This is a genomic window from Mesorhizobium sp. P2_C4 (assembly GCF_056404575.1).
Map to the genome: position 1 here is coordinate 1,071,652 of NZ_JBFUDT010000002.1, position 22,818 is coordinate 1,094,469.

Below are 22,818 nucleotides of genomic sequence, written 5' to 3' on the forward strand. Positions count from 1 at the left end.
CCGGACAGCCACGCGCTTTAACCCTTCAGTCGGCGTGAATACGCGCGCCGCAATCCTTGCCGTTCTCACAGGAGTGCACCGCCCGTGTCGTGCCGCCGTCGCCGATCCGCCATGGCGAGGCGGTCAGTGGCGCCTGTTGATTGCCGCTGAGCAGATCGAGTGCCCGCATGGCGGTTTGCTCGTCTTGCCGCTGGACGATCTCGACGTCCTTGAGGCCGATCGCTGCAAGCTGCGGCATCACCACATCCGGGTCGCCCGCCACCACGATCAGCGAAGGCTCGAGCGACGACAGGGCCAGCGCCTGTTTCTGCACGGCATCGAGCGTAAGCCTGCTGCGCGCCGTCATGCGGCCCTGCTGGTCCTCCAGCGTCGAGCCGCTGCCGACGGCGCCGATCAGCGAACTGAACAGTCCGGCCGAAGTTTCCGCCGATCCGGCCAGCGCCCGGCGGTAGACGGTGACCGTGCGGTCGACCTCGTCCTGCGCCACCGGCAAGGTCTTCAGCCCGGCAAATCCTTTCAGGATTTCGGTGATCGCCGGACCGGTGTTGGCGCGCTCGACCGTGGTTGCCACCACCAGTCCGGATCCGGCTTTCATCGGGCTGAGCAGGTAGCTGGACACGCCGTAGGAATAGCCTTTCTCCTCACGGATCACAGAGTTCAGCCGGCTCGAAAAATCGTCACCGAGCAGATTGGCGACCGCCGTCGATTCGGCGCGCTCGCTTTCGTCGCTGCCGGGTGCTGGCCGCGCCACGAACAGGGCTGATTGGCTGGCGCCGGGTTCCGGCACCAGCAGCACCTTTTGGCCGCCATTGAAATGCGCCGACGGCGAGGCCTCGGCCGCATAGCCGGCAGCATCGCTTGACCATGCGCCGAACGCCTTTTCAAGGCTGGCGGCCACAGTCTCCACCGGCACCGGGCCGACGCTGTAGAAGGTCACGGATTTCGGCGTGAACACGGCCTTGAAGGCAGCCTTGGCGTCATCCAACGAGATCGACGCCAGCGCCGTTGCCGACCAGTCTATCGCCGCCTTGCCTGGCACTTGCGGAATAAGCGCTGCCTTCGCGGCGCGGCCTGCCACACCCGGCAGATCCGCTTCGCGGCCGTTGAGCCAGTCGGCGGTCTGCGCCGTCAGGATTGTCCAGTCGGTCTTGTCGAAACGCGGCTTCAGCACCGCGTCGGCAAGCAGGCCGATGCCTTGATCCAGTTTCTCGGGCTGCACGCCGAGCGTCATCGCGGTGGTCAGGGTGCCCGCCTGGGAACCGATGCTGGCACCGATATCGCTGGTGGCCTTGGCGAAGTCGGCGGAGCCGCGCTCACCGGCGCCGCGCGTCGCCATGCTGGCAGCAAGTTCGAGCAGCCCCTCCTTGCCTTCCGGCACGCTGTTCCAGCCGCCTTCGGCGCTCGCCGCGAGATAGACCATCGGCGCTTCAGGCATGGTGTAGTGGACAAGCTTGATGCCGTTGGAGAGCGTCGCCGTCTCTTTTTCCGGCAGCACCGCCGAAGGTGCGGTGCCGGCGGGGTGCTTGGGAATGTCGATCGCCACGCGCTCCGGCGCCGTGAACGGTTGCGGCGTGCCGGACGATCCGATCAAAGCGTCGGGGTAGCCGCCGCGCGGCCCGGGTTTCAGCACCAGAACGCTGGCGTCTTCCGGCTTCAACAGCCGCTTGAGCGTCGCTTCGATATTGGCGGCACTGGCGTTTTTGATCCTTGGATCGTCCTCCAGCGCGCTCTGTGCATCGCCAAGGATATCGGCGTTGTAGGAGACAGCGCCGGCACGATCCTTCAACGACTCGGTGCCGAGGCGGGCGCCGAGCAGCAGATTGCTGCGCGCGCGTTCCACGTCCGCCGGATCGAGCGGCGTCTTCAGGAAATCGGCGAAAGCCGCCTTCATCTCGTCTTCGAGCGCCTCGGGGGCGACACCTCCCGCGGCACCCGCCTCAAGGGTGAAGCGGCCGCCGAGCAGCCCGCCCGTCCAGCCGGCGCTGGCATAGGTGGCGATACCCTTCTGCGCCACCAGCCGGTTGCGCAGGAAGCCGTAGTCGCCATTGCCGAGCAGCTCCGCGGCAATGCTGAGCGCGCCATTGTCCGGCGACAGCGCCACCGGACCGCTGAAGCCAACAACCACGACCGGGCTCGGCACACGATCCTCGAGCACCAGTTTGAGCCTGGCTTGCGTCGGTTCGGGCACTGCCGGTCGCGCCACATCGGCGCCGCGCGGTATCCGGCCGAACGTGTCTTCGATCAGCGCCTTGGTCTCATCGACCTTGAGGTCGCCGACCAGAACCAGCACGGCATTGTTGGGCAGATAGTAGCTGTTGAAGAAGCCTCTGACATCGTCGAGCGTCGCGGCATCGAGGTCGGCCACCGAACCGATGACCATGCGGCTGTAGGGATGCGGCTTCGGAAACAGGCCCGACCAGAAAGCTTCCCAGCCGGAGGCGCCGGCCTTGTCGAGCACGTTCTGGCGCATCTCGTTCTTGACCACGGAGCGCTGCAGGTCGAGCTTGGCCTGCGTCACGGAACGGCCGAGATTGGCCATGCGGTCGGCTTCCAGCGACAGGATCATCGGCAGCGACGACGACAGCCCGTCGACATAGAAGACCGTGCCGTCTTCGGTGGTCCAGGCGTTGATCTCATTGCCGAGCGCGGCATGCGCCCCGAACACGTTCGGCCATGCCGGCGTGCCGGAAAACATCAGATGCTCGAACAGATGCGCAAAGCCCGAACGACCGGCCGGTTCGTTCATCGAGCCGACGCGATAGCGCAGGTTCATCACCACCTTGGGTGCGCGATGATCCGGCACCAGCACCACCTGCAGCCCGTTGCCGAGCGCATAGGTAACGACAGGCTCGGCCTTCGCCGGCTCCGCCGCCCAAGCGCCGCTCCACAGCGCAAGCGCCACCGTGAATGCGAGGAAAATCCGCACCATGATCAAACCCCATTTTGGCGGCCGCGAGACACGCGCCGCCAATATCGCCCATAAATCGATCGAAAGGGATGCCCATCCCTTCCAACCGCTGCAACCTATCGGAATCGATCGGCCGCCGATACGGCACGCTTGCAACAAGGTCTGGCTTTTTCGTGTCGAAACCCGTGACCGAAGGTCTGTCGAAGGCCCCGAAAGCCGGCCTCTGAGTCGCGCCCGAGTCCATCGGATTCGATTTTGTCAAATCGCGTTTGATGTCGGATTCGAGTGCGGGTAGATTAGACCCGAATCAGCCGGTCCTGGGGGGCGCGGCAACCACCCAAAGTCTCACGTTCCGGAGTTTTTCCGGCGCCAGACGCGGACGGCTTCGCGTTCCCTGAAAGGATTCGGTTCGATCGGGCGCGACCCCGTGCCGTGCGTGTGCTTCGTAAACGTAATGCGTATCCAAGTTCGGCTGCTGGTGACTCCAGCCTCCGGGCTAAAGAATAGATTCCGGCCATGACATACAACCAAAGCAGCAAATGAGCAGTCCCGCCGCGCTTCTGCAATCCGACACTCTAGGCTCGCGCCTCGCATCCCGCGGCGATCTCACCTCCTTTTTCATGCAGCTTGCCGCCGATATCGGCGCCGACAGCTACATGCTCGTCGCCATCGTCCACGACCAGGACCGCAACGACGCGCGCATCGTTTCTTCCAACTGGATCTTCGACGCCATCGAACTGATCGGCAAGCGGCTGATCGCAGGCCTTGCCCAAGGCGCGTTGACGGCAGCGCCCGGCATCCGCCCGAAACCGCTGGTGGCAGCCCAGGCGCCCGACGCCGGCGGGCTGCTCACCGGCGAAGAGGCCCGCCTTCTCGACGTGCTCGGCCATGCCGAAGTCTATTCGCTGCGGCTCAATGTCGGCCGCCAGCGCCTGTTCGCGCTGTTTTCTGCGGCGGCGGCCGGCAAGATCGACCAGCCGGCGCTGATGAAAGCGCAGTTGAAGTGCTGCTATGCGCTTTCCAGGATCCCGCAATTGATCGCCGCCGCCGCCATGCAGGATCCACTGTCCGACCGCGAGCGCGAATGCCTGTTCTGGGTGTCTGAGGGCAAGACCACCGACGAGGTCGCGGTCATCCTTGGCGTCTCCTCGAACACCGTCAACAGCTACCTCACCCACGCCATACAGAAATTCGCGGCCTCGAACCGCGCGATGGCCATCGCCACGGCGATCAGGAGCGGCATCATTTGAAACACACGCAAATCAAGGAGGCGGCGGAGGCCCTTTTCAGCGAGCAGCGCAATCCGTTCGGTGCCTTCTCGCTCGGCTCCGAAACGCATCAGGCCGTCACCATTCCGGATGCCGTGCGCCGCTGCCGCTGGATCGCCGTCGACGTCAATGCCGCTGCCTTCGGCCTGTTCTTCGTCAGTCCGTCGCCGGAACGGGCGCGTCTCGTGGCAGGCTTCGATTCCGATTATCCCGGCACCGCCGTCGCCACGAAATTCATCTCCGGCGCCAATGGCGAGGAGATCGTGCGCCACACCCGCACCTCGACGGCGCCGCGCTGGTGGGCGGATGACGGCATGCCCGGCTCGGAAGAGACATTCGTGAACCTTGCCTGGTCGGAGCGCATGGCGGCGCTGGCGCCGGGCACCAACGGCATCGCCTTTCCCGTCCATGCCGATCGCGGCCATTGCGGGCTGGTGGTTTTCCTGGGGTCGCAAATGGCCTTGCCGGAAGACGCGCTGTACGAGATCCACGCCCGCTGTTTCTCGCTGTTTGCAGCAGTCGCCCGCATCCGTCCGAGCGATGCCGGCAGGATGCGTTCGATCTCCAAGCGCGAGCTCGAATGCCTGAAGTTGACCGCCAACGGCAACACCAGCGAAGAGATCGCACGGCTGCTGAAACTGTCGGTCCACACCGCCAATCAGTATCTGACGCAGTCGACGCAGAAGCTCAATGCGGTCAACCGCAACCAGGCGGTCGCCAAGGCGCTGCGGCTCGGGCTGATTGAATAGGGCAATCAGCCAAAGGCCAGCGGTTCGGTCCTGCGGATCCGCGCCTGCTCGATCACCGCCTCGAGCAAGGCCGTGTTGCGCTCAGGATCCTCGCCCGGCTTCTCGAACGACACGTAGTTGACCACCACCGAAGCCTTGTGCTCGCTCAGCGTCAGCTGGAAATAAACGGTGACGCCGGGTGGCCTGAGTTCCAGATCGAGCACGATGCGCGGGCTGCCGCTCCAGTCGACATGCGCCTCGCCGCCGTGGCCGAGCCGCAATGTCCCCGGCTGGAAGAACAGCTCGACGGCCGAATCCACCAGATCCGACAGGCAGGCGAAATGCTCCAGCCGGATGAAGGCGATGTAGTCGGCGACATCGATCAGCCGCAACTCGTCCACCACCTGCTCGATGGCGTTGGCGACGATGATCTCGCGGGAATTTGCGTGTGCCTGTCGGTTCATGAGGTCAGTCTGCGCTCAGCCTTTTTCGAGTAGATGATCCGCACCAGTTCGGCGACGGCCTGGTAGAATTGCGACGGGATCACGCTATCAACCGAAACTTGCTTGTACATGGAGCGGGCGAGCGCCACGTCCTCGAAGATCGGGATGTTGTGCTCCCTGGCAATCTCCCGAATCTTCAGCGCCACCAGATCCTGGCCCTTGGCCAACACCACGGGGGCCGCATCCTCGTCGCGGACATATTTGAGCGCGATCGAAAAGTGTGTCGGGTTGGCGATGATCAGCGTCGCGCGCGGCACCGCCGTCATCATCCGCTTGCGCGCACGGTCGCGCGCCAGCGACCGCAGCCGCGACTTGATGATCGGGTCGCCCTCCGACTGCTTCATCTCGTCCTTGACCTCCTGCTTGCTCATGCGCAGATCCTGCTTCCAGTGGAAGCGCGACCAGACGATGTCGACGGCCGCGATCAGCCCCATGACGAAGACGATCGCCACCAGGATATCGACGGCAATACCCCTGATGACGAGACCGAAAGCGACTGGGTTGGTGATCATGCCCGTCAACAGCTTGCGGTGGTCTTCCGACAGCGTGAAGACAAGCACGGCGATGGCAAAGCCAAGCTTGCCCAGCGATTTCAGGAACTCGACCCAGCCCTGAACGCCGAACATCCGGCTCCAACCCTTGGCTATCGAGATGCGCGACAATTGCGGCCTGATCCGCTCGCCGACGAATTGCGGCATGTTCTGGAACACCGAGGCCCCGACACCGGCCACGACCAGCAGCACCAGCAGGCTGACGACGGCGCGGCCGACCTCCATGATCACGGTCTTGTAGAGCGCGATGACGTCGGTCTCGGTTTCCATCGGCCAGGCTTCCGGCTTCTCCAGGAACATCGACAGGAACGTGCCGAGATCGACGATGGCGTCCTTGGCGTAGAAAACGGTGAACACCAGGATGGCGACGAAGGAGGCAAGGATCGCGGTTTCCCTGGAATGGGGCAGCTTGCCCTGTTCGACGGTGTCGCGGATCTTCTTTTCGGTCGCGTCTTCGGTTTTCGAGTCTTTGTCGACCGCGTCAGCCATTTGGTGTCAGCCGCTTTGAGCAATTCCAGGAAAAGTGTGAGCGGTTTTCCGGTCCGGAATTGCGAAAAAAGATAGAATGTCAGGCCGCTTCGCTCTGCTGCGACGAGGGAAGCTCGAACGCTCCCTCGCGCGAAAGCCGGATTGTCGTCACCGAGACCGTCTTGCGTGCCGCCATGATGTCGGCAAGGGCGATCCCTTCCGAGCCTTGCCCGAGCTCGGCTTCGATCATGCGCCGCGACCGCGCGCCGATTGCCGACAGCACCGCTTCGGTCAATCCGGGCGGCGCGCCGCGCAAGGCCAGCGTGACCAGTTCGGTCGACAGCCCGTCGAACAGCAGCACCCGCGCCTTCTGGGTGAGCAGCGGCAAATCGTCGAAGGCAAACAGCCGCGACCTGACGCCGCTAAGATCGGGCGTACCGGCTTCTTCCAGATCCTGCATGACTTCGTCGAGCTGCGGCTTGTCCATCTCGTTGAGCAGGCTGGCGACGCGCGCCTGTCCGGCCGATGTGTCCTTGGTCGAGGTCTGCGCCAGTATGCTGTTGCGCAGCTGGTTCTCGACGATCCTCGTAGCCGCCTCCGGAACGGTCGCCAATGTCACCATGCGCTTGATGATCTCACTGCGCATCGGCTTGGTCATGGTCAACAGCACATTCGCCGCCGCTTGCGGCGAAAGCTTCGCCAGCACCATGGCCGCGGTCTGCGCATGTTCGCCGGCAAGGAAAGTACCAAGGCGCTCCGGTTCGAGCTTTTCCAGCTCGGGCCAAATCGGCGGCGGGCCTTCCGGCGCGACCTCGAACCGTTTGTCGCCCATGATGGCGCTCATTTCTTCCGGCGACAGCGATTCATTGAGGATGGTGTCCATCCGGTCGGCGGAATCGAGCAGCCCCGCGCCTTCGGTGAATTCGGCTTCGAATTCGGCAACGATGCGTTCGAGATCGCTTTGCGGAATGGTGCGCAGCAGACGGGCACCCTCAATCAGCGCCTTCAGTTCTTCCTGCTTGAAGAATTTCAGCAGCCGGCTGGCCGAAGGCTTGCCCATCGCCACCAGGATGGCGGCGGCCTTTTGCGGGCGCGTCAATGTCATCAGCGTTGTCATGCCGTCCGCCCCCACCGCCGCGCGTCGTTCATGCTTTAAGCGCCCTTTGCCGCTGCGATGATTTCGGTCAGCCTGATGCCGAAGCGCGATGGATCGCTTTCCAGCACGGTGATTTCGCCGCGCGCTATCTTGCGGCCATTGACCACCACGTCGACCGGTTCGCCAATGCGGCGGTTCAGCGCCACCGTCGAGCCCTTCTGCAGCGCCATCAACTCGGACACCGGCATCTCTGTGCTGCCAAGAATGATCTGCACATCGACGGGTATCGTCATGATGACATTCGAATTGGCGCCGGAGGCTGACCGGAAGGCAGCGTCGGGCCGCTTTTCCTCTTCCTGGAGAACGCCGCGCAATTCTTCGATGGCACGGTCAAGCTGTTCGTCCGGCTGATCGGGTTCGGCTTCCACCTTGGTCTTGGCCATGCGTCGTCTCCAAAAAAATGCTCAGGCTCGCCCGGCGTCAGCCTGGCATAAGCCCATCGATGAAGTCCTGTCCGGCGTCGTAAGGGTGCCGGATCCGGACGGTGTAATTCTGTCCCAGCTTGCCGAACTCGCAAATGAACAGCGTCTTGTCGCGCGCGCTCAGCCGCGCTTGCGACTGCGCGGTCTCCTCGAATTCGATGACCTGACCTGGCTCGAAATCGGCGAGGTCGCCAAGCGTCAGCCGGGCCAGCGGCATGGTCGCTTCGAGCGTCACCGTCGAGCGCATCACCTCTTCCGAAAAACGTGCCCGCCAGTCGGAATTCGCGCCGTCGGCCTCATTGCCATTGGCCGCGATGCCGCGCGTCGCCAGCAGAATGCGCTGCGGGATCATCACCGTGACCGTTCCGGTGTCGGTCGGCGTCGAGATGCCGAAGACGATGCGAACCGCGGCTCCATCGCGCAGCACGCGGCGCTTCGCCTCCATGCCGGACATCGCCCGCGGCACCGGCAGCCGCAGGTCGAGCGACCGGCGGCCCGATCCGTTGAGCGCCTGCGCAACCTCCTGGAACACCATCGTCGCCACATCCGTCTCGATCTGCGACAGATCGCGCTCGATGGGTGACACAGCCTGATCCGGATCGCCACCGAACAGCGCGCAGACCATGACCGCGATCGCCGGCGAATCGATGACCAGCGTCATCGCATCGGAGGAGGTCGGCGATTGGATGATGGTCAAGGCAAACGTCTCGCCGGCATGCGCGCGCGCATCGGGGACGCGGCTGACTTCGACCGCCCGCAGGTCGACGGTGACCGGAGCGCCAAGCTCGCTGGCCAGAGCTTTTTGCAGCAGCGGCAGAGCGCGTTCGCCCATCGACCGGCCGGTTCCGATGACGTGAGCGGCCTCGCCGCTGTCGCCGACCAGACGCTCGATAATCAGGGAGCGGGTTTGTGACGGGCTGCCAGGACTGGTCATGACGGCGCGCGGCCTTGTCTGTTGTCGCGCATGGCTCAGGCCGCTTTCTTCTCGGCGGAGGCGGTGTTCATCGTGCTCTGCTCGACGGCGTCGATCGTCGGCCGTTCATAGGACGAAATGGTCTTGCGGCCGAACTCGATCGCCACCTGCGGCAGCGCCCCGTTCATGTAGGCCAGCAGCGTCTGCTTGACGATGATGTAGAGGCGGTTCTTCTTCTCGCGCACCGTCTTGATCTTGGTGGCGACGGGCCCGACCACCGCATACGACAGAAAGATTCCGAGGAAGGTGCCGACAAGCGCGGCGCCGATCAGGCCGCCGAGGATTTCCGGCGATTGGTCGAGCGCCCCCATCGCCTTGACCACGCCGAGCACGGCGGCGACGATGCCAAGCGCCGGCAGGCCGTCGCCCACCGCCACGAGCGCATGATAGGCCTTCATCTTGTCGGATTTGATGGTTTGGATTTCCTCGTCCATCAGCGCCTCGATCTCATGCGAGCGCGCGTTGCCGATGATGATGATGCGGCAGTAGTCGCAGATGAAATGCGTCAGATCGTGGTTCTTGAGCACGGTCGGGAAGGCCTGGAAGATCGCCGATTCCTCAGGATTGTCGATATGCGCCTCGACCTCGCTGCGCGACTTGGAGCGCAATTCGCGCATCAGGCTGTGCAGCACGCCGAGCGTTTCGAGATAGTCCCGCTCCTTCGGCACTGCCTGCTTGAAGGCTTCCAGAATGCCTTTGCCGGTATCCTTGACGGTCTTCATCGGATTGGCGACGAGGAAGGTGCCGAGTGCCGCACCGCAGATGACCACCGCTTCCCATGGCTGCATCAGCACGTGAAGATGGCCGCCCATGGCCATGAAGCCGCCGAGAACGCAGCCGAGCGTCACCACTAGTCCGATCAGAATGCCCACAAAAGGTCCTTCCGCATTTCAACGTCCAGATCAACGGATAGCCCTCGTGCCTTGTGTGAGGCTTGAATCGCGCATCGCGAACCGATTCAGCCTCGCGCAAGGAAGTCGGCATATTCTGCTTTGGAAGCTGCGACCGGAGGCATGTCGTGTTGAGCACTTTTACCAGCTACCAGCTCATCGCCAGGGACATCCCCAAGGCGATCGACCGCGTCGAGGCGCAGCCGATCACCAAGCGCGACACCGACTACTATCTGGCCAACATCGGCAGCGTGAAAACGATCGACGATTTCGTCAAGAACACCCGCCTGTTCACCTATGCCATGAAGGCCTTCGGCCTTGGCGACATGGCTTACGCCAAGGCCTTCATGGTCAAGGCCCTGAAGGAAGGCGTATCCAGCTCCGACAGCTTCGCCAACAAACTGAGCGACAAGCGCTATGCCGAGTTCGTGAAAGCCTTCAACTTCGCGGCGCTGGGGGAGAATGCCACGAGCTACAACCCGGCGCAGCAAGGTGTCGCCAACAATTTCAGTGTCCAGGTCTCGGCCGGCGTCTCGAAGAACGGCTTCAGCTACTACAAGGGCGAGACCTCGTACTATATCTCCAACATCTCCAACGTAAAATCGATCGATGACCTGATGGGCAACGATCGCCTGCTCACCTATGCGATGGCCGCATTCGGCCTTGATGCCGACAGCGAACCGCCTGCGACCGTCCGGGCGATGCTGGAAGGCGGCGTCACCGATCCGAACAGCCTGGCAAACACCTCAACCAACAAGGGCTATGCTGCCTTCGTCGCCGCCTTCGACTTCGCCCAATATGGCGACCAGGCAACGGCGCGCGATGCCGTCCAGCAGGCGGTTCCGAAAGCTGTCATGGGCGGAACCGGACTGGTGCTGGTCAAACCGAGCGCGCAATACATCAAGGGCGAGGCCGACTACTACGCTGCCAACATCTCCAAGGTAAAATCGATCGAGGATCTCCTGAAGGACAAGCGCCTGCTGACCTTCGCCATGGCTGCGTATGGGCTTGATGCATCGACCCAGACGGCAAAGCAGATCCGCACGATGGTCAATGGCGGCGTCACCGATCCGTTGAGCCCCGCCAACCTCCTGGCTGACAAAAGCTACGCCAACTTTGTCGGCGCCTTCGATTTTGCCCAGTATGGCGATCAGACGACCACGCGCGACGCCGTGCTGAAGATCACGCCGAAGCTTTACACGATCGAGTCCGGGCTTGGCCTGATCAAGCCGAACGCCGACTACATCCAGGCGGAGACCAGCTACTATCTCGCCAACATCACCAAGGTGAAGTCCGTCGACGACCTGATGGCCGACAGCCGGCTGTACAATTATGCGCTCTCCGCCAGCGGTCTCGATCCGGCAACCACCAACAAGGATCTCGTCCGCGACGTGCTGGAGGGCGGCGTCAGCGATCCCGCCAGTGTCGCCAACAAGCTCAGCAACAAGGCCTACGCCCGGCTCGCCACCTCGCTGAATTTCGAGGCTTATGGAGAAGCGGCAACGACCCGCAGTCCGTCGCAGCAGCCGGTCGTCGACAAATACATGCGCCAGACGCTGGAGGAAGATGCCGGCAAGGACAATGAGGGCGTGCGGCTGGCGCTCTATTTCGAGCGCAAGGCGTCGACCATCACCAGCTGGTACGACGTGCTGGCCGACACGGCCCTGTCCAGCGTGGTGCGCACCGCGCTCGGCCTGCCCGATTCCTTTGCCTCCGCCGACATCGACAAGCAGGCGCAGGCCTTCGAGCAAAAGCTCGACCTCACCGATTTCACCGACCCGGCCAAGCTCGAGAAATTCCTGACCCGCTTCACCAGCCTGTGGGAAATCAACCATCCGACCTCGACGGCATCGACATCGGTCGGCGTGCTGTTTGCCCAACCGACCTCTGCCGGCATCTCGACCGATCTGATGATGGCCATGCAGAAACTGAAATTCTGAGAGCACCATGCAGGACAGCCTCTACGTCGCCCTTTCATCGCAGATCGCGCTCGAGCGCCGTCTCGACACCATCGCCGACAATGTCGCCAACGCCTCGACCATCGGCTTTCGCGCCACGGGCGTGAAGTTCGAGGATGTCGTCTCCGGCACCGGGCCGAAGTCCGTGTCCTTCGCATCGACGGGCAACACCTATCTTTCCGGCGCGCATGGCGCCATGACTGAGACCGGCAATCCCTTCGACTTCGCCATCCAGGGCGACGCCTGGTTCGCCATCGACACGCCTGCCGGCACCGTGATGACCCGCGACGGCCGTTTTTCGATGAACGAGAACGGCGAACTGATGTCGATCGAGGGCCATCCGGTGCTTGATTCCGGCGGCGCGCCAATCCAGCTCGACCCGCGCGATGGCCCGCCCAAGGCAGGCGCCGACGGTTCGCTGCGGCAAGGCGACAAGCTTGTCGGCGCCATCGGCCTCTACGATTTCGACCCGGGGCAGAACTTCGTCCGCTACGGCAATTCGGGTATCGTTCCGGCGCGCACGCCCGAGCCGGTTACCGACCGCTCCGATATCGGCGTCGCCCAGGGCTTCCTCGAGGAATCCAACGTCAATCCGGTGCTGGAAATGACGCGTCTGATCATGGTTCAGCGCGCCTTCGAGAACACGGCAGCGCTGATGCGCCAGACCGATGCGTCCACCGACGACGCCATCAAGACGCTCGGCTCCAAGTAGCGGTATGTCGACCGGCCCATCGATACGCGCGCTCGAAAAGCTGGCCGAAGCGGAGCCTGAAGACCGGCTTGCCGCGCTGGAGCGTATCTGCCGCCGTTTCGACGACACGGAGACATTGCTGCGGCGCGGCGGCCGCGTCGCCGAAGTCTCGCCCACCCACTACAAGGTGCGCGGCCTTTCAGAAGTCGCCAGGCTGGGCGATCTCGTCGAACAGCGCAGCCATGCCGGCACGCGCCGTGGCGAGATCGTCAAGATCGGCCGCGACGAGGTCATCGTCGCGCCTTTCGAACGCAGCGCCGATGCCGGCATCGGCGACGCCGTGTTTCGCCGCGGTCCGCTCACGGTGACGCCGCATGCCTCGTGGCGCGGGCGCGCCATCGACGCGCTCACCCGCGTCATCGACGGCGGTCCGGCCCTGATCAGGAATGACGTCGCTGCAGGCGGCGATGGCACGACACCAGGCGCCATGTCACGGCAGCGCGTCGGCACCTCGTTCATGACAGGTGTGCGCGTCATCGACATCTTCACCCCGCTTTGCTTCGGCCAGCGCCTCGGCGTCTTTGCCGGCTCCGGCGTCGGCAAGTCTACGTTGCTCGCCATGCTGGCCGGCGCCGACGCCTTCGACACCGTCGTCGTGGCGCTGATCGGCGAGCGTGGCCGTGAGGTGCGCGAGTTCCTCGAGGATACGATCGGCGCCGAAAGCATGGCCAAGACCGTCGCCGTCGTTGCCACCAGCGACGAGAGCGCCATGATGCGCCGGCGCGCGCCGGACACCGCCATGCGCGTCGCCGAGCATTTTCGCGACCAGGGCCACCGCGTGCTTCTGGTGCTGGATTCGATCACCCGCTTTGCCCATGCGCTGCGCGAAGTGGCAACGGGAACCGGCGAACCGCCGGTGGCCCGCGGCTATCCCGCTTCCGTCTTCACCGACCTGCCCAAGCTGCTGGAACGCGCCGGACCAGGCGTCGAGGGCCCGGGGGTCAAAGGCCAGGGCTCGATCACCGCCATCATTTCGGTGCTGGTCGATGGCGACGACCACAATGACCCGGTTGCCGATTCGGTGCGCGGCATCCTCGATGGCCATGTCGTGCTCGACCGGGCCATCGCCGAGCAGGGCCGCTATCCGCCGGTCAATCCGCTGTCGTCGATCTCGCGCCTTGCCGACAAGGCATGGAGTGCCGAGCAGCGCATGCTGGTGACCAGGCTTAAGTCGATGATCTCCCGCTTCGAGGACACGCGCGACATTCGCCTGCTTGGCGCCTATCAGGGCGGCGCCGATGCCGAACTCGACATCGCTGTCCGCCAGGTGCCGCTGATTTACGAGGCGCTGACGCAGTCGCCCAGGGATCGCGCCTCGACCGACCCGTTCTCCGACCTCGCCCGCCATCTGAAAGGCAAGCAAAGTGCCGATGCAGGAGACTGAGCTTCAGTACACCGAGCGCCTTTTGCGCGAGATGATTGCCGACGCCGCGGCTGCGGAAAACGCGCGGGCTGCCGAAGCGAAATTTGCCAAGGCAAGGGCTGATCGCGCCAAGGCAGCCAAGACCGAGGCGGTTCTGGCCAGGGCGGCAAAGCCATTCTTGCCGAGAGTGGCCCAACCTGCGTTGCCCCAGCCTATGTTGCCCAGTGTGCCCGAGCCTGCCTTGCGCGGCTCGCCTGACTCTGCCCTGCCGAACGTAGCCCGCCTTGCCTTGCCCGGCATGGGTGAGCCATCCACACCCAGCGCGTTCAGGCTTGCCTTGGTCGGTGCACCCAAGGCTGCCTTGCGCGGTGTGTCCAAGCTTGCATCGGGTAGCGCGAAACTCATATCGAGCAGTGCGTCCAAGGTGGCGTTGCGCAAAGCAGCCAAGGTGGCGGCGCGCAAGGCGGCCAAGTCTGCCTCGCGCAAAATCGCAGAGCCTGCATCGACCGACGAAGCCAAGCCAGCATCGCTCAGGACAGTCGGACCTGCATTGCGCGATGTCAGCAAGCCTGCCTTCCCGCAGGTGGCCAGACCTGCTCCCGCTTTCGCCAAGCCCCCGCTGCCCAAGGCACCGCATGCCGAGCTTGCCGACGCGATCGCCGCCAGTCGTGACTCGCTTCTCGACGGGCTCTTTCCAGTCACCGAATGGCCGCAGCCGCCAAGGGCGCAGTTTCCCAAGACGAAAAAGAAAGACGACCGGCGCAGTGATTTCGTTTTCGCCGCGCTCGGCATCACGCTCGGCCTGATTTGCGCGCTGTTTCCCTGGTATATCTTCTTCAACCAGGACCAGTTCGGCGTCCAGGCCATCAAGTTCGGCGGCAGCGGCACCAATGCCGGACGCAGCGCCGGCGGCTCGCAAATGGAAAATGCCGGCGCGCCGCTGACGGCCAAGGATGTTCCTCCTGACGTCGATCTGTTTGCCACCGGCACGCTGCAGGACACCACTGTCAATCCTCCAGGTGTCGACGAACAGCCCTTCCCGGCCGACGTCGGCAAATTCCGCGTGGTCCATGTCGCCAACGGCCGCGCCATGATCGAGGACGATGCCGGCCTGTGGATCGTCCAGCGCGGCTCAAAACTGCCGGATTCCAGCCTCGTCACGTCGATCGAGCAACGCGGCGGCAAATGGGTTCTGGTCACCAGCACCGACCAGGTGATCGAACTCTCCAAGTAGCAGCCCTGCCGCGCGGTGTTCGGCCGCGCGCAAGGCCCGCGCAAGACTGGCGGCCTAGTCTCTGGAACCTGCCCGGAGATTTCCCATGGATCCCGTCAACCTTTTCGATCTCGCCGCCAAGCAGTCGCAGTGGCTGGCCGTGCGCCAGTCCGCGATTGCCAGCAACATCGCCAACGTCAACACGCCGGGCTACACCGCCGGCGATGTCGAGCCCTTCGAGAAGGTCCTCGACCGCACGGCCGTATCGTTGAATGCCACCCAGGCCGGTCATCTCGGCAGCGCGGCAACCAATGCCGGCTTCACGGTCAAGCCTGAGGAAACCACCGGTTCGATCATGCCGTCGAAGAACACGGTGGTGGTGGAAAACGAGTTGATGAAGGCCGGCGAAGTCCGTCGCTCCTTCGAGCTCAACACCGCGATCGTCAAGGCATTCCATTCCATGATGATGATGGCTGTGAAGAGCTGACCATGGACGCATTGACCGCAGCCCTCAAAGTCGCAGCATCCGGTCTCGGCGCCCAGTCGGAACGCTTGCGTGTCGTCTCGGAAAACCTCGCCAATGCCCAGTCGACGGGCGACACACCCGGCGCCGATCCGTATCGCCGCAAGACCATCAGCTTTGTCTCGCAGCTCGACCGATCTTCCGGCGGTTCGCTGGTCGAGGTCAGTTCGATCGACCGCGATCCGGCGGCCTTCCCCGTCGAATTCCAGCCCGGCAACGAAGCCGCCGACGACAAGGGCTACGTCAAGATGCCCAACGTCAATGTGCTGATCGAGATGGCCGACATGAGCGAGGCCAACCGCTCCTACGAGGCCAATTTGCAGGTCATCAAGCAGGCACGCGATCTTATTTCCATGACAATCGACCTGATGAGGAACCAGTAATGATCGGCGGCATTGGCGGCATCGGCGCACTTCAACTCAAACCCGAACTCGGCGGCACCGATGCGGCGACCAACCTGTTTCAAGGCGGTGCCGCACCGCTGGCCGGCACCGACATCGGCACCACCTTTGCCGAAGCGCTGAGCCAGGCCGCGTCGAAGACGGTCGGCACCTTGCAGAATGCCGAGCAGGTATCGCTGCAGGCGCTCAAGGGCGACGCCGACACCCGCCAGGTCGTCGATGCCGTGATGAGCGCCCAGCAAGCGCTGCAGACCGCGGTCGCCATCCGCGACAAGGTCGTTTCCGCGTATCTCGAAGTCAGCCGCATGGGCATCTGAGGAACCTCGCTATGAAAGCACTCGCCATCGCCGCCACCGGCATGAATGCCCAGCAGACCAATCTGGAAGTCATCGCCAACAACATCGCCAACATCAACACCACCGGCTACAAGCGTGCCCGCGCCGAGTTTTCCGACCTGCTCTATCAGGTCGACCGCACGCAAGGCGTGCCCAACCGCTCCAATTCGTCTCTGGTGCCGGAAGGCGTCTCGATCGGCCTCGGCGTCAAGACCACGGCAGTGCGCAACGTGCACACCCAGGGCGAACTGACCAGCACCGGCAACAGCTTCGACTTGGCGCTCACCGGCAGGGGCTGGTTCCAGATCGAGGGCGCCGACGGCGGCACGCTCTACAGCCGCGCCGGTGCCTTCAACACCAATGCCACCGGCCAGCTGGTGACCGTCGACGGCGCCAATGTCATCCCGGCCATCACCGTGCCGACCGATGCGCTCGAGGTCATCGTCAACAAGACCGGCCAGGTGTTTGCCCGCATCGATGGCCAGGCCAACCTCCAGCTGCTCGGCCAGCTGCAGCTCGCCAACTTCGCCAATGAAGCTGGTCTCGCGCCGCTAGGCGACAATCTTTTCCAGGAGACGGCGGCTTCCGGTCCGGCCAATGTCGGCGTGCCCGGCGACCCCGGCGTCGCCACCGTCCAGCAAGGCTATCTCGAGGCGTCCAACGTCGATCCGGTCAAGGAAATCACCGAGCTGATCTCGGCGCAGCGCGCCTATGAGATGAACTCAAAGGTCATCCAGGCCGCCGACGACATGGCCTCGGTCGTTTCCAAGAACATCAGGTAACAGACGATGTTCAAGCCGGTCTCTCGCTCTGCATTCCGCCGCGCCGCGCTGCTCATCGCGCTGGCGGCCGGCGGCATGCCAGCTGTTGCCCAAGAGACCACAAACCAGACCACAAACCAGTCGGCCAATCAGATCGCCAGCAACCAGGTGGCCGGCGACGTCGTGCTGATCCCCAACCGGGTCATCTATCCCGGCGAGACCATCGAACCCGGCGCCCTGAAGCAGGTGACGCTCATCCCGGGCAAGCACAAGCCGGATGCCGTCGCCACCAACGCCGACGAGCTCGACGGCAAAGTCGCCAAGCGCACGCTGCTGCCCGGCCGCTACATCCCCGTCGCCGCCATCCGCGACGCCTGGCTGGTCGAACAGGGCGCGGCCGTGCAGGTTTATTTCATCGCCGGCGGCCTCACCATTTCGGCCACGGCCGTGACGCTGCAGCCCGGTGCTGCCGGCGATCTCGTCAAGGTCCGCAACATCGACAGCGGCAAGATCTTCTCCGGCACGGTGATGGCCGACGGTTCCATCAGGGTCAGCGCTACATGAAACGCGGACTTGCTCTTGTGCTTGCAGCTTTGCTCGGCCTACAGCCGGCGCTGGCCGACGGGCTTACGCCCAAGCAAAAGCGTGATCTCGCCGCCAAAGATGGCGGCGTCTTTGTCGATCCCGAATATGATCCGGCCACCACCACGCGCATGTTCAAGGTCTCCAATGGCCCAAGCACGCTGCCGCCCGGCCAGGTCGCGTCGCGCATCAAGGACATTGCCCAGCTGCAGAGTTCCCGTGACAACCAGCTTGTCGGCTACGGTCTGGTCATTGGTCTCGCCGGATCCGGCGACAGCCTGCGCAACTCGCCCTTCACCGAACAGTCGATCCGCGCCATGCTCGAAAACCTCGGCATCGCCACCGAGGGCGGCAGTGCGCGAGCCAAGAACGTCGCCGCCGTCATCGTCACCGCCAACATGCCGCCCTACGTCCAGTCGGGCGCCCGCATCGACATCGATGTCTCCTCGATGGGCGATGCCACGTCGCTCGCCGGCGGCACGCTGGTGATGACGCCGCTGAAGGCGGCCGACGGCGAGATCTATGCCGTAGGACAGGGGTCGGTGATCGTTTCCGGCTTCACCGCCCAGGGCCAGGCAGAGCAACTGACGCAAGGCGTGCCGACAGCCGGACGGGTGCCCAACGGCGCCATCGTCGAACGTGCCGTCCAGGCCGAGTTCGAAGATCAGTCTTCACTGACCCTGCAACTGCGCAATCCCGATTTCTCGACCGCCGTTCGCATCGCCGACGCCGTCAACGAATACACCTCCCAGCGCTTCGGCATGCGCGTGGCGGCAGAGCGCGATGCCCGCACGGTACAGATCAGAAGGCCGAAGAATGTTTCGGCGGCCCGCTTCTTTGCCGAGATCGAGAACCTGGTAGTCGAGTCGGACACGCCGGCCCGTGTCGTCATCGACGAACGCACCGGCACCATCGTCATCGGCAACGAGGTCAAGATCTCGCGGGTCGCCATCAGCCACGGCACGCTCACCGTGCGCATCACTGAGCAGCCGAAAGTCGTCCAGCCGGAACCTTTCTCCAAGGGTGTGACCGCGGTCGAGCCTTTCACCACCATCGAGGCCACCCAGCCCGACGCCCGTGTCGCCGTGCTTGATGGACCCGACCTTCAGACACTTGTTTCCGGCCTCAACCGTCTCGGCGTCAAACCGGACGGCATCATTGCCATTCTGCAAGGCATCAAGTCGGCCGGCGCCCTGCAGGCCGATCTGGTTCTCCAATAGGCCCATGCCGATGATCGATCTTCTTCGCCGAAAACACCATCGCAACGCCAGGGCAGTCCTGGCGGCCTGCGCGCTTGCGCTTTTCGCCGGCGGCCCTGCCCGCACCGAGGAAACGGTTCGACAGGTGTTGCCTAGCGGGCAGCCGCCCGCAGCACCGCAGCAGCTGACGCGGGAGAAGACGCCGGATCAAAGCGAGATCGAACGTTTCTGCTCCAACATTGCCGACGCCGCCCGCGACCGCCGCTACATGCTGCAGGCGGAAGAACTGAAGCAGCTGCAGGCCGGCATCGACCAGCGCATGAAGGCATTGGACGACAAGCGGGCCGAATACGAGCAATGGCTGAAGCGGCGCGAAGTCTTTATGGCGCGCGCCGAGGACGGCGTCGTCAAGATCTATGCCGGCATGAAGCCCGATGCGGCGGCCGAGCGCCTGGCGATGGTCAATATCGACCTCGCCGCCGCCATCCTGATGAAGCTCGATCCGCGCAAGGCCAGCATCATTCTCAACGAAATGGACCAGAAGGCGGCGGCAGCGCTCACCGGCATCATGGCCAGCGCCGCCCGAAGGGTAGATCCGTCATGATCCGCAGAACGCTCATCCTGCTTGCGGTCACCGCGCTGTCCGGCTGCGGAAGCGACCTCAGCCAGGTCGGCAGGGAGCCGGCGCTGTCGCCGGTCGGCTCCGGCATCACCGGCAGCACCAACGCTCCCTACAGCTATCCTGAGGCGCCGCCGACGCCTGTGAAGAAATTTTCGCTGTGGGACGATCGCCAAAGCCGGCTGTTCACCGATCCCCGCGCGCTGCGCGATGGCGACATCCTGACCGTCAGGATCAAGCTTAATGACAAGGCCAACTTCAAGAACCAGAACGACAGAAGCCGCACCGCCGCCCGCAAGCTCGGCTATGACGTCAATCTCGGCTGGGAGGGCAACAGTACAAGCGGCAAGGGGGACGCGGCCCTTAGCTCAAACACCGAAACCAACGCCGATGGCGAAATCAAGCGCTCGGAGAGCCTGGAACTCAATGTTGCCGCCGTCGTGACCGAGGTGTTGCCCAACGGCAATCTGCTGATCAGGGGTTCGCAGGAAGTGCGCGTCAACGCCGAACTCCGGGTGCTCACCATCGCCGGCATGGTGCGGCCGTCCGACATCGGCGCCGAGAACACCATCTCCTATGAACGCATCGCCGAGGCGCGCATTTCCTATGGCGGCCGCGGACGCGTCAGCGAGGTCCAGCAGCCGGCCTACGGTCAGCAGATTCTCGATCAAGTCCTTCCTTTCTAGGATCGGGAGAACCGCACCGTGGCCAGCGTCGAGCAAGTCGAACCCAAAAAGGGACCGTCCATCGTCATCCAGCTCGCGATGCTGCTGGCGGTGACTGCCGCTGCCGTCGGCATGGGCTGGCTGTCCGGCGGTTATCTGAAAGGCGTCGGGGGGCCGGCAACGGTGCCGGCGGCGCCGGAGAACCAGGCCAATGCCGAGCAGCCCTCCGCCGCGCATGAGCAGCCGGGCGCCGGGCCAACGCTTGTGGCGCTGGCGCCGATCACCACCAATCTGGCGGCGCCCGCCGACGTCTGGATAAGGCTGGAGGCCTCGGTGCTGTATGACGCGCCGCAACCGACGACAGTCTCCGACGACATCCATCAGGATCTGCTGGCCCTGGTCCGCACTTTGAAGATGCACCAGATCGAGGGCGCCAGCGGCTACCAGCATTTGAAAGCCGACCTCGAGGAGCGCGCCGCGATCCGCAGCGGCGGCCATGCCAAACAGGTTCTCATCAGGACATTGCTGCTCGAATGAGAAAGTTCCTCATCGCCTCGGCGATCGTCATCGCTGCCACGTCTGTCGCTGCAGCGCAGCAACTGGACCTTGGCGGCATCGGCAAGACCGACGGCACGACCGTCGGCTACATCATCCAGATGTTCGGCCTGCTCACCGTGCTGTCGGTGGCACCGGGCCTTTTGATCATGGTGACGAGTTTCACTCGCTTTGTCATCGCCTTCTCGATTCTGCGCGCCGGCATCGGCCTGCAGTCGACGCCGGCCAATCTGATCCTGATCTCGCTGTCGCTGTTCATGACCTTCTATGTCATGGCGCCGACCTTCGACCAGGCCTGGAACACCGGCGTCAAGCCGCTGATGGACAACCAGATCAGCCAGACCGAGGCGTTCGGGAAGATCTCGGATCCGTTCCGAACCTTCATGCTGCACAATGTACGCGACAAGGATTTCGATCTTTTTGCCGATCTCGCCCGCGAGCGCGGCCAGGTGGTCGCCAAGGAAACCGTCGACCTGCGTGTCCTGGTCCCGGCCTTCATGATCTCCGAAATCCGGCGCGGCTTCGAGATCGGTTTCCTGATTGTGCTGCCGTTCCTGGTCATCGACCTGATCGTCGCAACCATCACCATGGCCATGGGCATGATGATGCTGCCGCCGACCGTCGTCTCCTTGCCTTTCAAGATCCTGTTCTTCGTCCTGATCGACGGCTGGAACCTTTTGGTCGGCAGCCTGGTGCGATCCTTCAACTGATCGTTTCCGGCCCGCGCCGCGCTCGCTCGAATTTTATGCAATATATTTTCGATTAACCGTCCCGTTTAGCCGTTTGGTAGGGACTTGCCCGCATATTCGCCTGCAGATGGCGGGTGATCGGGTCTCACGATCATTGGCATGATGCCGCTCCGTCATACCGGACATACCGGTATGTCAAAAAAACACCTGTAAAAACAAGGTACGAGTAGCCATGTCCAGTATCATGACCAATGCCTCGGCGCTGACCGCGCTGCAGAGCCTGAACAACACCAACAAGCAGCTCGAAACCACCCAGTCGCGCATCTCGACCGGCTACCGCGTCGCCACCGCCAGCGATAACGCTGCCTACTGGTCGATCGCGACCTCGATGAAGTCCGACAACAAGGCGCTTTCGGCCGTCCAGGACTCGCTCGGCCTCGGCGCCGGCAAGGTGGACACCGCCTACACCGCCATCAACGACGTCAAGGACCAGGTCGATCTGATCAAGACCAAGCTCGTCACCGCTCGCGGCGCCTCGAAGGAAGACCAGCAGAAGATCGCGACCGAAATCAACGCCATCCAGGCGCAGATCAAGTCGTCTGTCACCAACGCCAACTTCGCCGGTTCGAACCTGCTGCAGAACAACGCAGCCGCGGCCTCCGACCTGAAGATCGTTGCGTCCTACAACCGTACCGGCGCGACCGTCACCATCGACACGATCGACGTCAAGGCTGCCGACACGCAGGTTCTCGACGTGGCCGGCACGGGTGGCATCGTCGGCGGCCTGCTCGCCACGACGTTCTTCGATCCGAGCACCGCGCAAATCGCCGACAGCGCCATCGACACGGCACTGGGCAGCGTTGAAACGGCGCTTGGCAAGCTGTCGACGGGCGCTGCTTCGCTCGGCGCCGCCAAGTCGCGTATCGACACTCAGAAGAGCTTCCTCTCCAACCTGAGCGACTCGATCGACAAGGGCGTCGGCTCGCTGGTCGATGCCGACATGAACAAGGAATCGACCCGCCTGCAGGCCCTTCAGGTCCAGCAGCAGCTCGGCGTCCAGGCGCTGTCGATCGCCAACGGCAACTCGCAGTCGATCCTGTCGCTGTTCCGCGGCTAATCGCTTCCGCTTCACCACGAAGCAAGCCAATAGATCGGGCCGCGCCACCAGCGCGGCCCGATTTCTTTTGTGCGTAACCCACCGCCCCAAAACTTGCCGCTTGGTGTCTGTCTGCGTCACTTTTAAGAAGGCATTAACCATATCGCGCTACTCATGGTTAACCATACGTGTGATGGACAGACCGGTTGGCATGATGCCCTCCTGTCGAACAGGGTTGACC

25 protein-coding genes are annotated in these 22,818 nt (G+C 63.6%); 17 read left to right on the forward strand and 8 right to left on the reverse strand.

The window, feature by feature from the left end:
- Positions 1–25: 25 nt before the first annotated feature.
- Positions 26–2,929 (reverse strand): M16 family metallopeptidase, encoded by a 2,904-nt coding sequence (locus AC1DX6_RS11480; RefSeq protein ID WP_477313233.1) that lies wholly within the window; start codon positions 2,927–2,929, stop codon positions 26–28.
- Positions 2,930–3,447: 518 nt separating this feature from the next.
- Between AC1DX6_RS11480 and AC1DX6_RS11485 the strand changes: the two genes are divergently transcribed.
- On the forward strand, positions 3,448–4,158 hold the full coding sequence (locus AC1DX6_RS11485; protein WP_477313235.1) for a helix-turn-helix transcriptional regulator: 711 nt from the start codon (positions 3,448–3,450) through the stop codon (positions 4,156–4,158).
- Positions 4,155–4,925, forward strand: a complete 771-nt coding sequence (locus AC1DX6_RS11490) for a helix-turn-helix transcriptional regulator (protein WP_477313237.1) — start codon at positions 4,155–4,157, stop codon at positions 4,923–4,925. Before AC1DX6_RS11485 ends, AC1DX6_RS11490 begins: the two co-directional genes overlap by 4 nt.
- A 5-nt stretch (positions 4,926–4,930) precedes the next feature.
- Here the strand turns inward: AC1DX6_RS11490 and AC1DX6_RS11495 are convergent, their stop codons facing one another.
- The 6 genes from AC1DX6_RS11495 to motA form a co-directional block, all read right to left on the reverse strand.
- Complete coding sequence (locus AC1DX6_RS11495) at positions 4,931–5,368, reverse strand: hypothetical protein (protein ID WP_477313239.1); 438 nt, start codon at positions 5,366–5,368, stop codon at positions 4,931–4,933.
- The gene (gene flhB / locus AC1DX6_RS11500; protein WP_477313241.1) at positions 5,365–6,447 is read right to left on the reverse strand and encodes a flagellar biosynthesis protein FlhB; all 1,083 of its coding nucleotides are present in this window, start codon (positions 6,445–6,447) and stop codon (positions 5,365–5,367) included. Before flhB ends, AC1DX6_RS11495 begins: the two co-directional genes overlap by 4 nt.
- 79 nt (positions 6,448–6,526) lie before the next feature.
- Entirely contained in the window at positions 6,527–7,543 is a 1,017-nt protein-coding gene (locus tag AC1DX6_RS11505) for a flagellar motor switch protein FliG (RefSeq protein ID WP_477313243.1), read from the reverse strand.
- A gap of 35 nt (positions 7,544–7,578) precedes the next feature.
- Positions 7,579–7,965, reverse strand: coding sequence for a flagellar motor switch protein FliN (fliN, locus tag AC1DX6_RS11510; RefSeq protein WP_477313245.1), 387 nt, complete (start codon positions 7,963–7,965; stop codon positions 7,579–7,581).
- 37 nt (positions 7,966–8,002) lie between these two features.
- Positions 8,003–8,938 (reverse strand): FliM/FliN family flagellar motor switch protein, encoded by a 936-nt coding sequence (locus AC1DX6_RS11515; protein WP_477313247.1) that lies wholly within the window; start codon positions 8,936–8,938, stop codon positions 8,003–8,005.
- 35 nt (positions 8,939–8,973) lie between these two features.
- On the reverse strand, positions 8,974–9,849 hold the full coding sequence (gene motA / locus AC1DX6_RS11520; protein WP_112559342.1) for a flagellar motor stator protein MotA: 876 nt from the start codon (positions 9,847–9,849) through the stop codon (positions 8,974–8,976).
- Between the two features lie 146 nt (positions 9,850–9,995).
- Here motA and AC1DX6_RS11525 point away from each other — a divergent pair, with 146 nt between their 5' ends.
- The 3 genes from AC1DX6_RS11525 to fliI are packed head-to-tail and all read left to right on the forward strand — an operon-like array spanning position 9,996 to position 13,960.
- The gene (locus AC1DX6_RS11525) at positions 9,996–11,807 is read left to right on the forward strand and encodes a DUF1217 domain-containing protein (protein WP_477313249.1); all 1,812 of its coding nucleotides are present in this window, start codon (positions 9,996–9,998) and stop codon (positions 11,805–11,807) included.
- Positions 11,808–11,814: 7 nt separating this feature from the next.
- Complete coding sequence (flgF, locus tag AC1DX6_RS11530; protein WP_477313251.1) at positions 11,815–12,537, forward strand: flagellar basal-body rod protein FlgF; 723 nt, start codon at positions 11,815–11,817, stop codon at positions 12,535–12,537.
- Positions 12,538–12,541: 4 nt separating this feature from the next.
- Entirely contained in the window at positions 12,542–13,960 is a 1,419-nt protein-coding gene (gene fliI, locus AC1DX6_RS11535; protein WP_477313253.1) for a flagellar protein export ATPase FliI, read from the forward strand.
- A 3-nt stretch (positions 13,961–13,963) separates the two neighbouring features.
- Here the strand turns inward: fliI and AC1DX6_RS11540 are convergent, their stop codons facing one another.
- The gene (locus tag AC1DX6_RS11540) at positions 13,964–14,506 is read right to left on the reverse strand and encodes a hypothetical protein (protein WP_477313255.1); all 543 of its coding nucleotides are present in this window, start codon (positions 14,504–14,506) and stop codon (positions 13,964–13,966) included.
- On the opposite strand from AC1DX6_RS11540, the gene AC1DX6_RS11545 reads away from it, so the two are divergent.
- From AC1DX6_RS11545 to AC1DX6_RS11600, 12 genes are all read left to right on the forward strand, one after another.
- Positions 14,490–15,173 carry a hypothetical protein gene (locus tag AC1DX6_RS11545; protein ID WP_477313257.1) on the forward strand — a complete coding sequence of 228 codons (684 nt, stop codon included), beginning with the start codon at positions 14,490–14,492 and terminating at the stop codon, positions 15,171–15,173. The genes AC1DX6_RS11540 and AC1DX6_RS11545 overlap by 17 nt on opposite strands.
- Positions 15,174–15,258: 85 nt before the next feature.
- Positions 15,259–15,639: a flagellar basal body rod protein FlgB gene (gene flgB, locus AC1DX6_RS11550; protein WP_477313259.1), complete on the forward strand. Its 381-nt coding sequence runs from the start codon at positions 15,259–15,261 to the stop codon at positions 15,637–15,639.
- Between the two features lie 2 nt (positions 15,640–15,641).
- Positions 15,642–16,058, forward strand: a complete 417-nt coding sequence (flgC, locus tag AC1DX6_RS11555) for a flagellar basal body rod protein FlgC (protein ID WP_477245814.1) — start codon at positions 15,642–15,644, stop codon at positions 16,056–16,058.
- Positions 16,058–16,393 carry a flagellar hook-basal body complex protein FliE gene (fliE, locus tag AC1DX6_RS11560; RefSeq protein WP_477313261.1) on the forward strand — a complete coding sequence of 112 codons (336 nt, stop codon included), beginning with the start codon at positions 16,058–16,060 and terminating at the stop codon, positions 16,391–16,393. Before flgC ends, fliE begins: the two co-directional genes overlap by 1 nt.
- An 11-nt stretch (positions 16,394–16,404) precedes the next feature.
- Positions 16,405–17,193, forward strand: coding sequence for a flagellar basal-body rod protein FlgG (gene flgG / locus AC1DX6_RS11565; RefSeq protein WP_477313263.1), 789 nt, complete (start codon positions 16,405–16,407; stop codon positions 17,191–17,193).
- Between the two features lie 6 nt (positions 17,194–17,199).
- Complete coding sequence (flgA, locus tag AC1DX6_RS11570; protein WP_477313265.1) at positions 17,200–17,736, forward strand: flagellar basal body P-ring formation chaperone FlgA; 537 nt, start codon at positions 17,200–17,202, stop codon at positions 17,734–17,736.
- On the forward strand, positions 17,733–18,974 hold the full coding sequence (locus AC1DX6_RS11575) for a flagellar basal body P-ring protein FlgI (protein ID WP_477313267.1): 1,242 nt from the start codon (positions 17,733–17,735) through the stop codon (positions 18,972–18,974). The genes flgA and AC1DX6_RS11575 overlap by 4 nt, the downstream gene beginning before the upstream one ends.
- Before the next feature lie 4 nt (positions 18,975–18,978).
- Entirely contained in the window at positions 18,979–19,557 is a 579-nt protein-coding gene (locus AC1DX6_RS11580) for a MotE family protein (RefSeq protein ID WP_477313269.1), read from the forward strand.
- Complete coding sequence (flgH, locus tag AC1DX6_RS11585) at positions 19,554–20,258, forward strand: flagellar basal body L-ring protein FlgH (protein ID WP_477313271.1); 705 nt, start codon at positions 19,554–19,556, stop codon at positions 20,256–20,258. Before AC1DX6_RS11580 ends, flgH begins: the two co-directional genes overlap by 4 nt.
- A gap of 18 nt (positions 20,259–20,276) precedes the next feature.
- Positions 20,277–20,774 carry a flagellar basal body-associated FliL family protein gene (locus AC1DX6_RS11590; protein ID WP_477313273.1) on the forward strand — a complete coding sequence of 166 codons (498 nt, stop codon included), beginning with the start codon at positions 20,277–20,279 and terminating at the stop codon, positions 20,772–20,774.
- Entirely contained in the window at positions 20,771–21,502 is a 732-nt protein-coding gene (fliP, locus tag AC1DX6_RS11595; RefSeq protein WP_477313275.1) for a flagellar type III secretion system pore protein FliP, read from the forward strand. The genes AC1DX6_RS11590 and fliP overlap by 4 nt, the downstream gene beginning before the upstream one ends.
- Positions 21,503–21,713: 211 nt before the next feature.
- Complete coding sequence (locus AC1DX6_RS11600; RefSeq protein WP_477313277.1) at positions 21,714–22,598, forward strand: flagellin N-terminal helical domain-containing protein; 885 nt, start codon at positions 21,714–21,716, stop codon at positions 22,596–22,598.
- The last annotated feature ends 220 nt before the right edge of the window (positions 22,599–22,818 follow it).

Coding starts and splice junctions, on each gene's coding strand:
- fliE (WP_477313261.1), top strand. CDS start 16,058: ATGATCGGCGGCATTGGCGGCATCGGCGCACTTCAACTCAAACCCGAA.
- AC1DX6_RS11505 (WP_477313243.1), bottom strand. CDS start 7,543: ATGACAACGCTGATGACATTGACGCGCCCGCAAAAGGCCGCCGCCATC.
- AC1DX6_RS11600 (WP_477313277.1), top strand. CDS start 21,714: ATGTCCAGTATCATGACCAATGCCTCGGCGCTGACCGCGCTGCAGAGC.
- flgC (WP_477245814.1), top strand. CDS start 15,642: ATGGACGCATTGACCGCAGCCCTCAAAGTCGCAGCATCCGGTCTCGGC.
- flgB (WP_477313259.1), top strand. CDS start 15,259: ATGGATCCCGTCAACCTTTTCGATCTCGCCGCCAAGCAGTCGCAGTGG.
- AC1DX6_RS11515 (WP_477313247.1), bottom strand. CDS start 8,938: ATGACCAGTCCTGGCAGCCCGTCACAAACCCGCTCCCTGATTATCGAG.
- fliP (WP_477313275.1), top strand. CDS start 20,771: ATGAGAAAGTTCCTCATCGCCTCGGCGATCGTCATCGCTGCCACGTCT.
- AC1DX6_RS11575 (WP_477313267.1), top strand. CDS start 17,733: ATGAAACGCGGACTTGCTCTTGTGCTTGCAGCTTTGCTCGGCCTACAG.
- flgH (WP_477313271.1), top strand. CDS start 19,554: ATGATCCGCAGAACGCTCATCCTGCTTGCGGTCACCGCGCTGTCCGGC.
- flgF (WP_477313251.1), top strand. CDS start 11,815: ATGCAGGACAGCCTCTACGTCGCCCTTTCATCGCAGATCGCGCTCGAG.
- fliN (WP_477313245.1), bottom strand. CDS start 7,965: ATGGCCAAGACCAAGGTGGAAGCCGAACCCGATCAGCCGGACGAACAG.
- fliI (WP_477313253.1), top strand. CDS start 12,542: ATGTCGACCGGCCCATCGATACGCGCGCTCGAAAAGCTGGCCGAAGCG.
- AC1DX6_RS11495 (WP_477313239.1), bottom strand. CDS start 5,368: ATGAACCGACAGGCACACGCAAATTCCCGCGAGATCATCGTCGCCAAC.
- flhB (WP_477313241.1), bottom strand. CDS start 6,447: ATGGCTGACGCGGTCGACAAAGACTCGAAAACCGAAGACGCGACCGAA.
- flgG (WP_477313263.1), top strand. CDS start 16,405: ATGAAAGCACTCGCCATCGCCGCCACCGGCATGAATGCCCAGCAGACC.
- flgA (WP_477313265.1), top strand. CDS start 17,200: ATGTTCAAGCCGGTCTCTCGCTCTGCATTCCGCCGCGCCGCGCTGCTC.
- AC1DX6_RS11480 (WP_477313233.1), bottom strand. CDS start 2,929: ATGGTGCGGATTTTCCTCGCATTCACGGTGGCGCTTGCGCTGTGGAGC.
- AC1DX6_RS11485 (WP_477313235.1), top strand. CDS start 3,448: ATGAGCAGTCCCGCCGCGCTTCTGCAATCCGACACTCTAGGCTCGCGC.
- AC1DX6_RS11580 (WP_477313269.1), top strand. CDS start 18,979: ATGCCGATGATCGATCTTCTTCGCCGAAAACACCATCGCAACGCCAGG.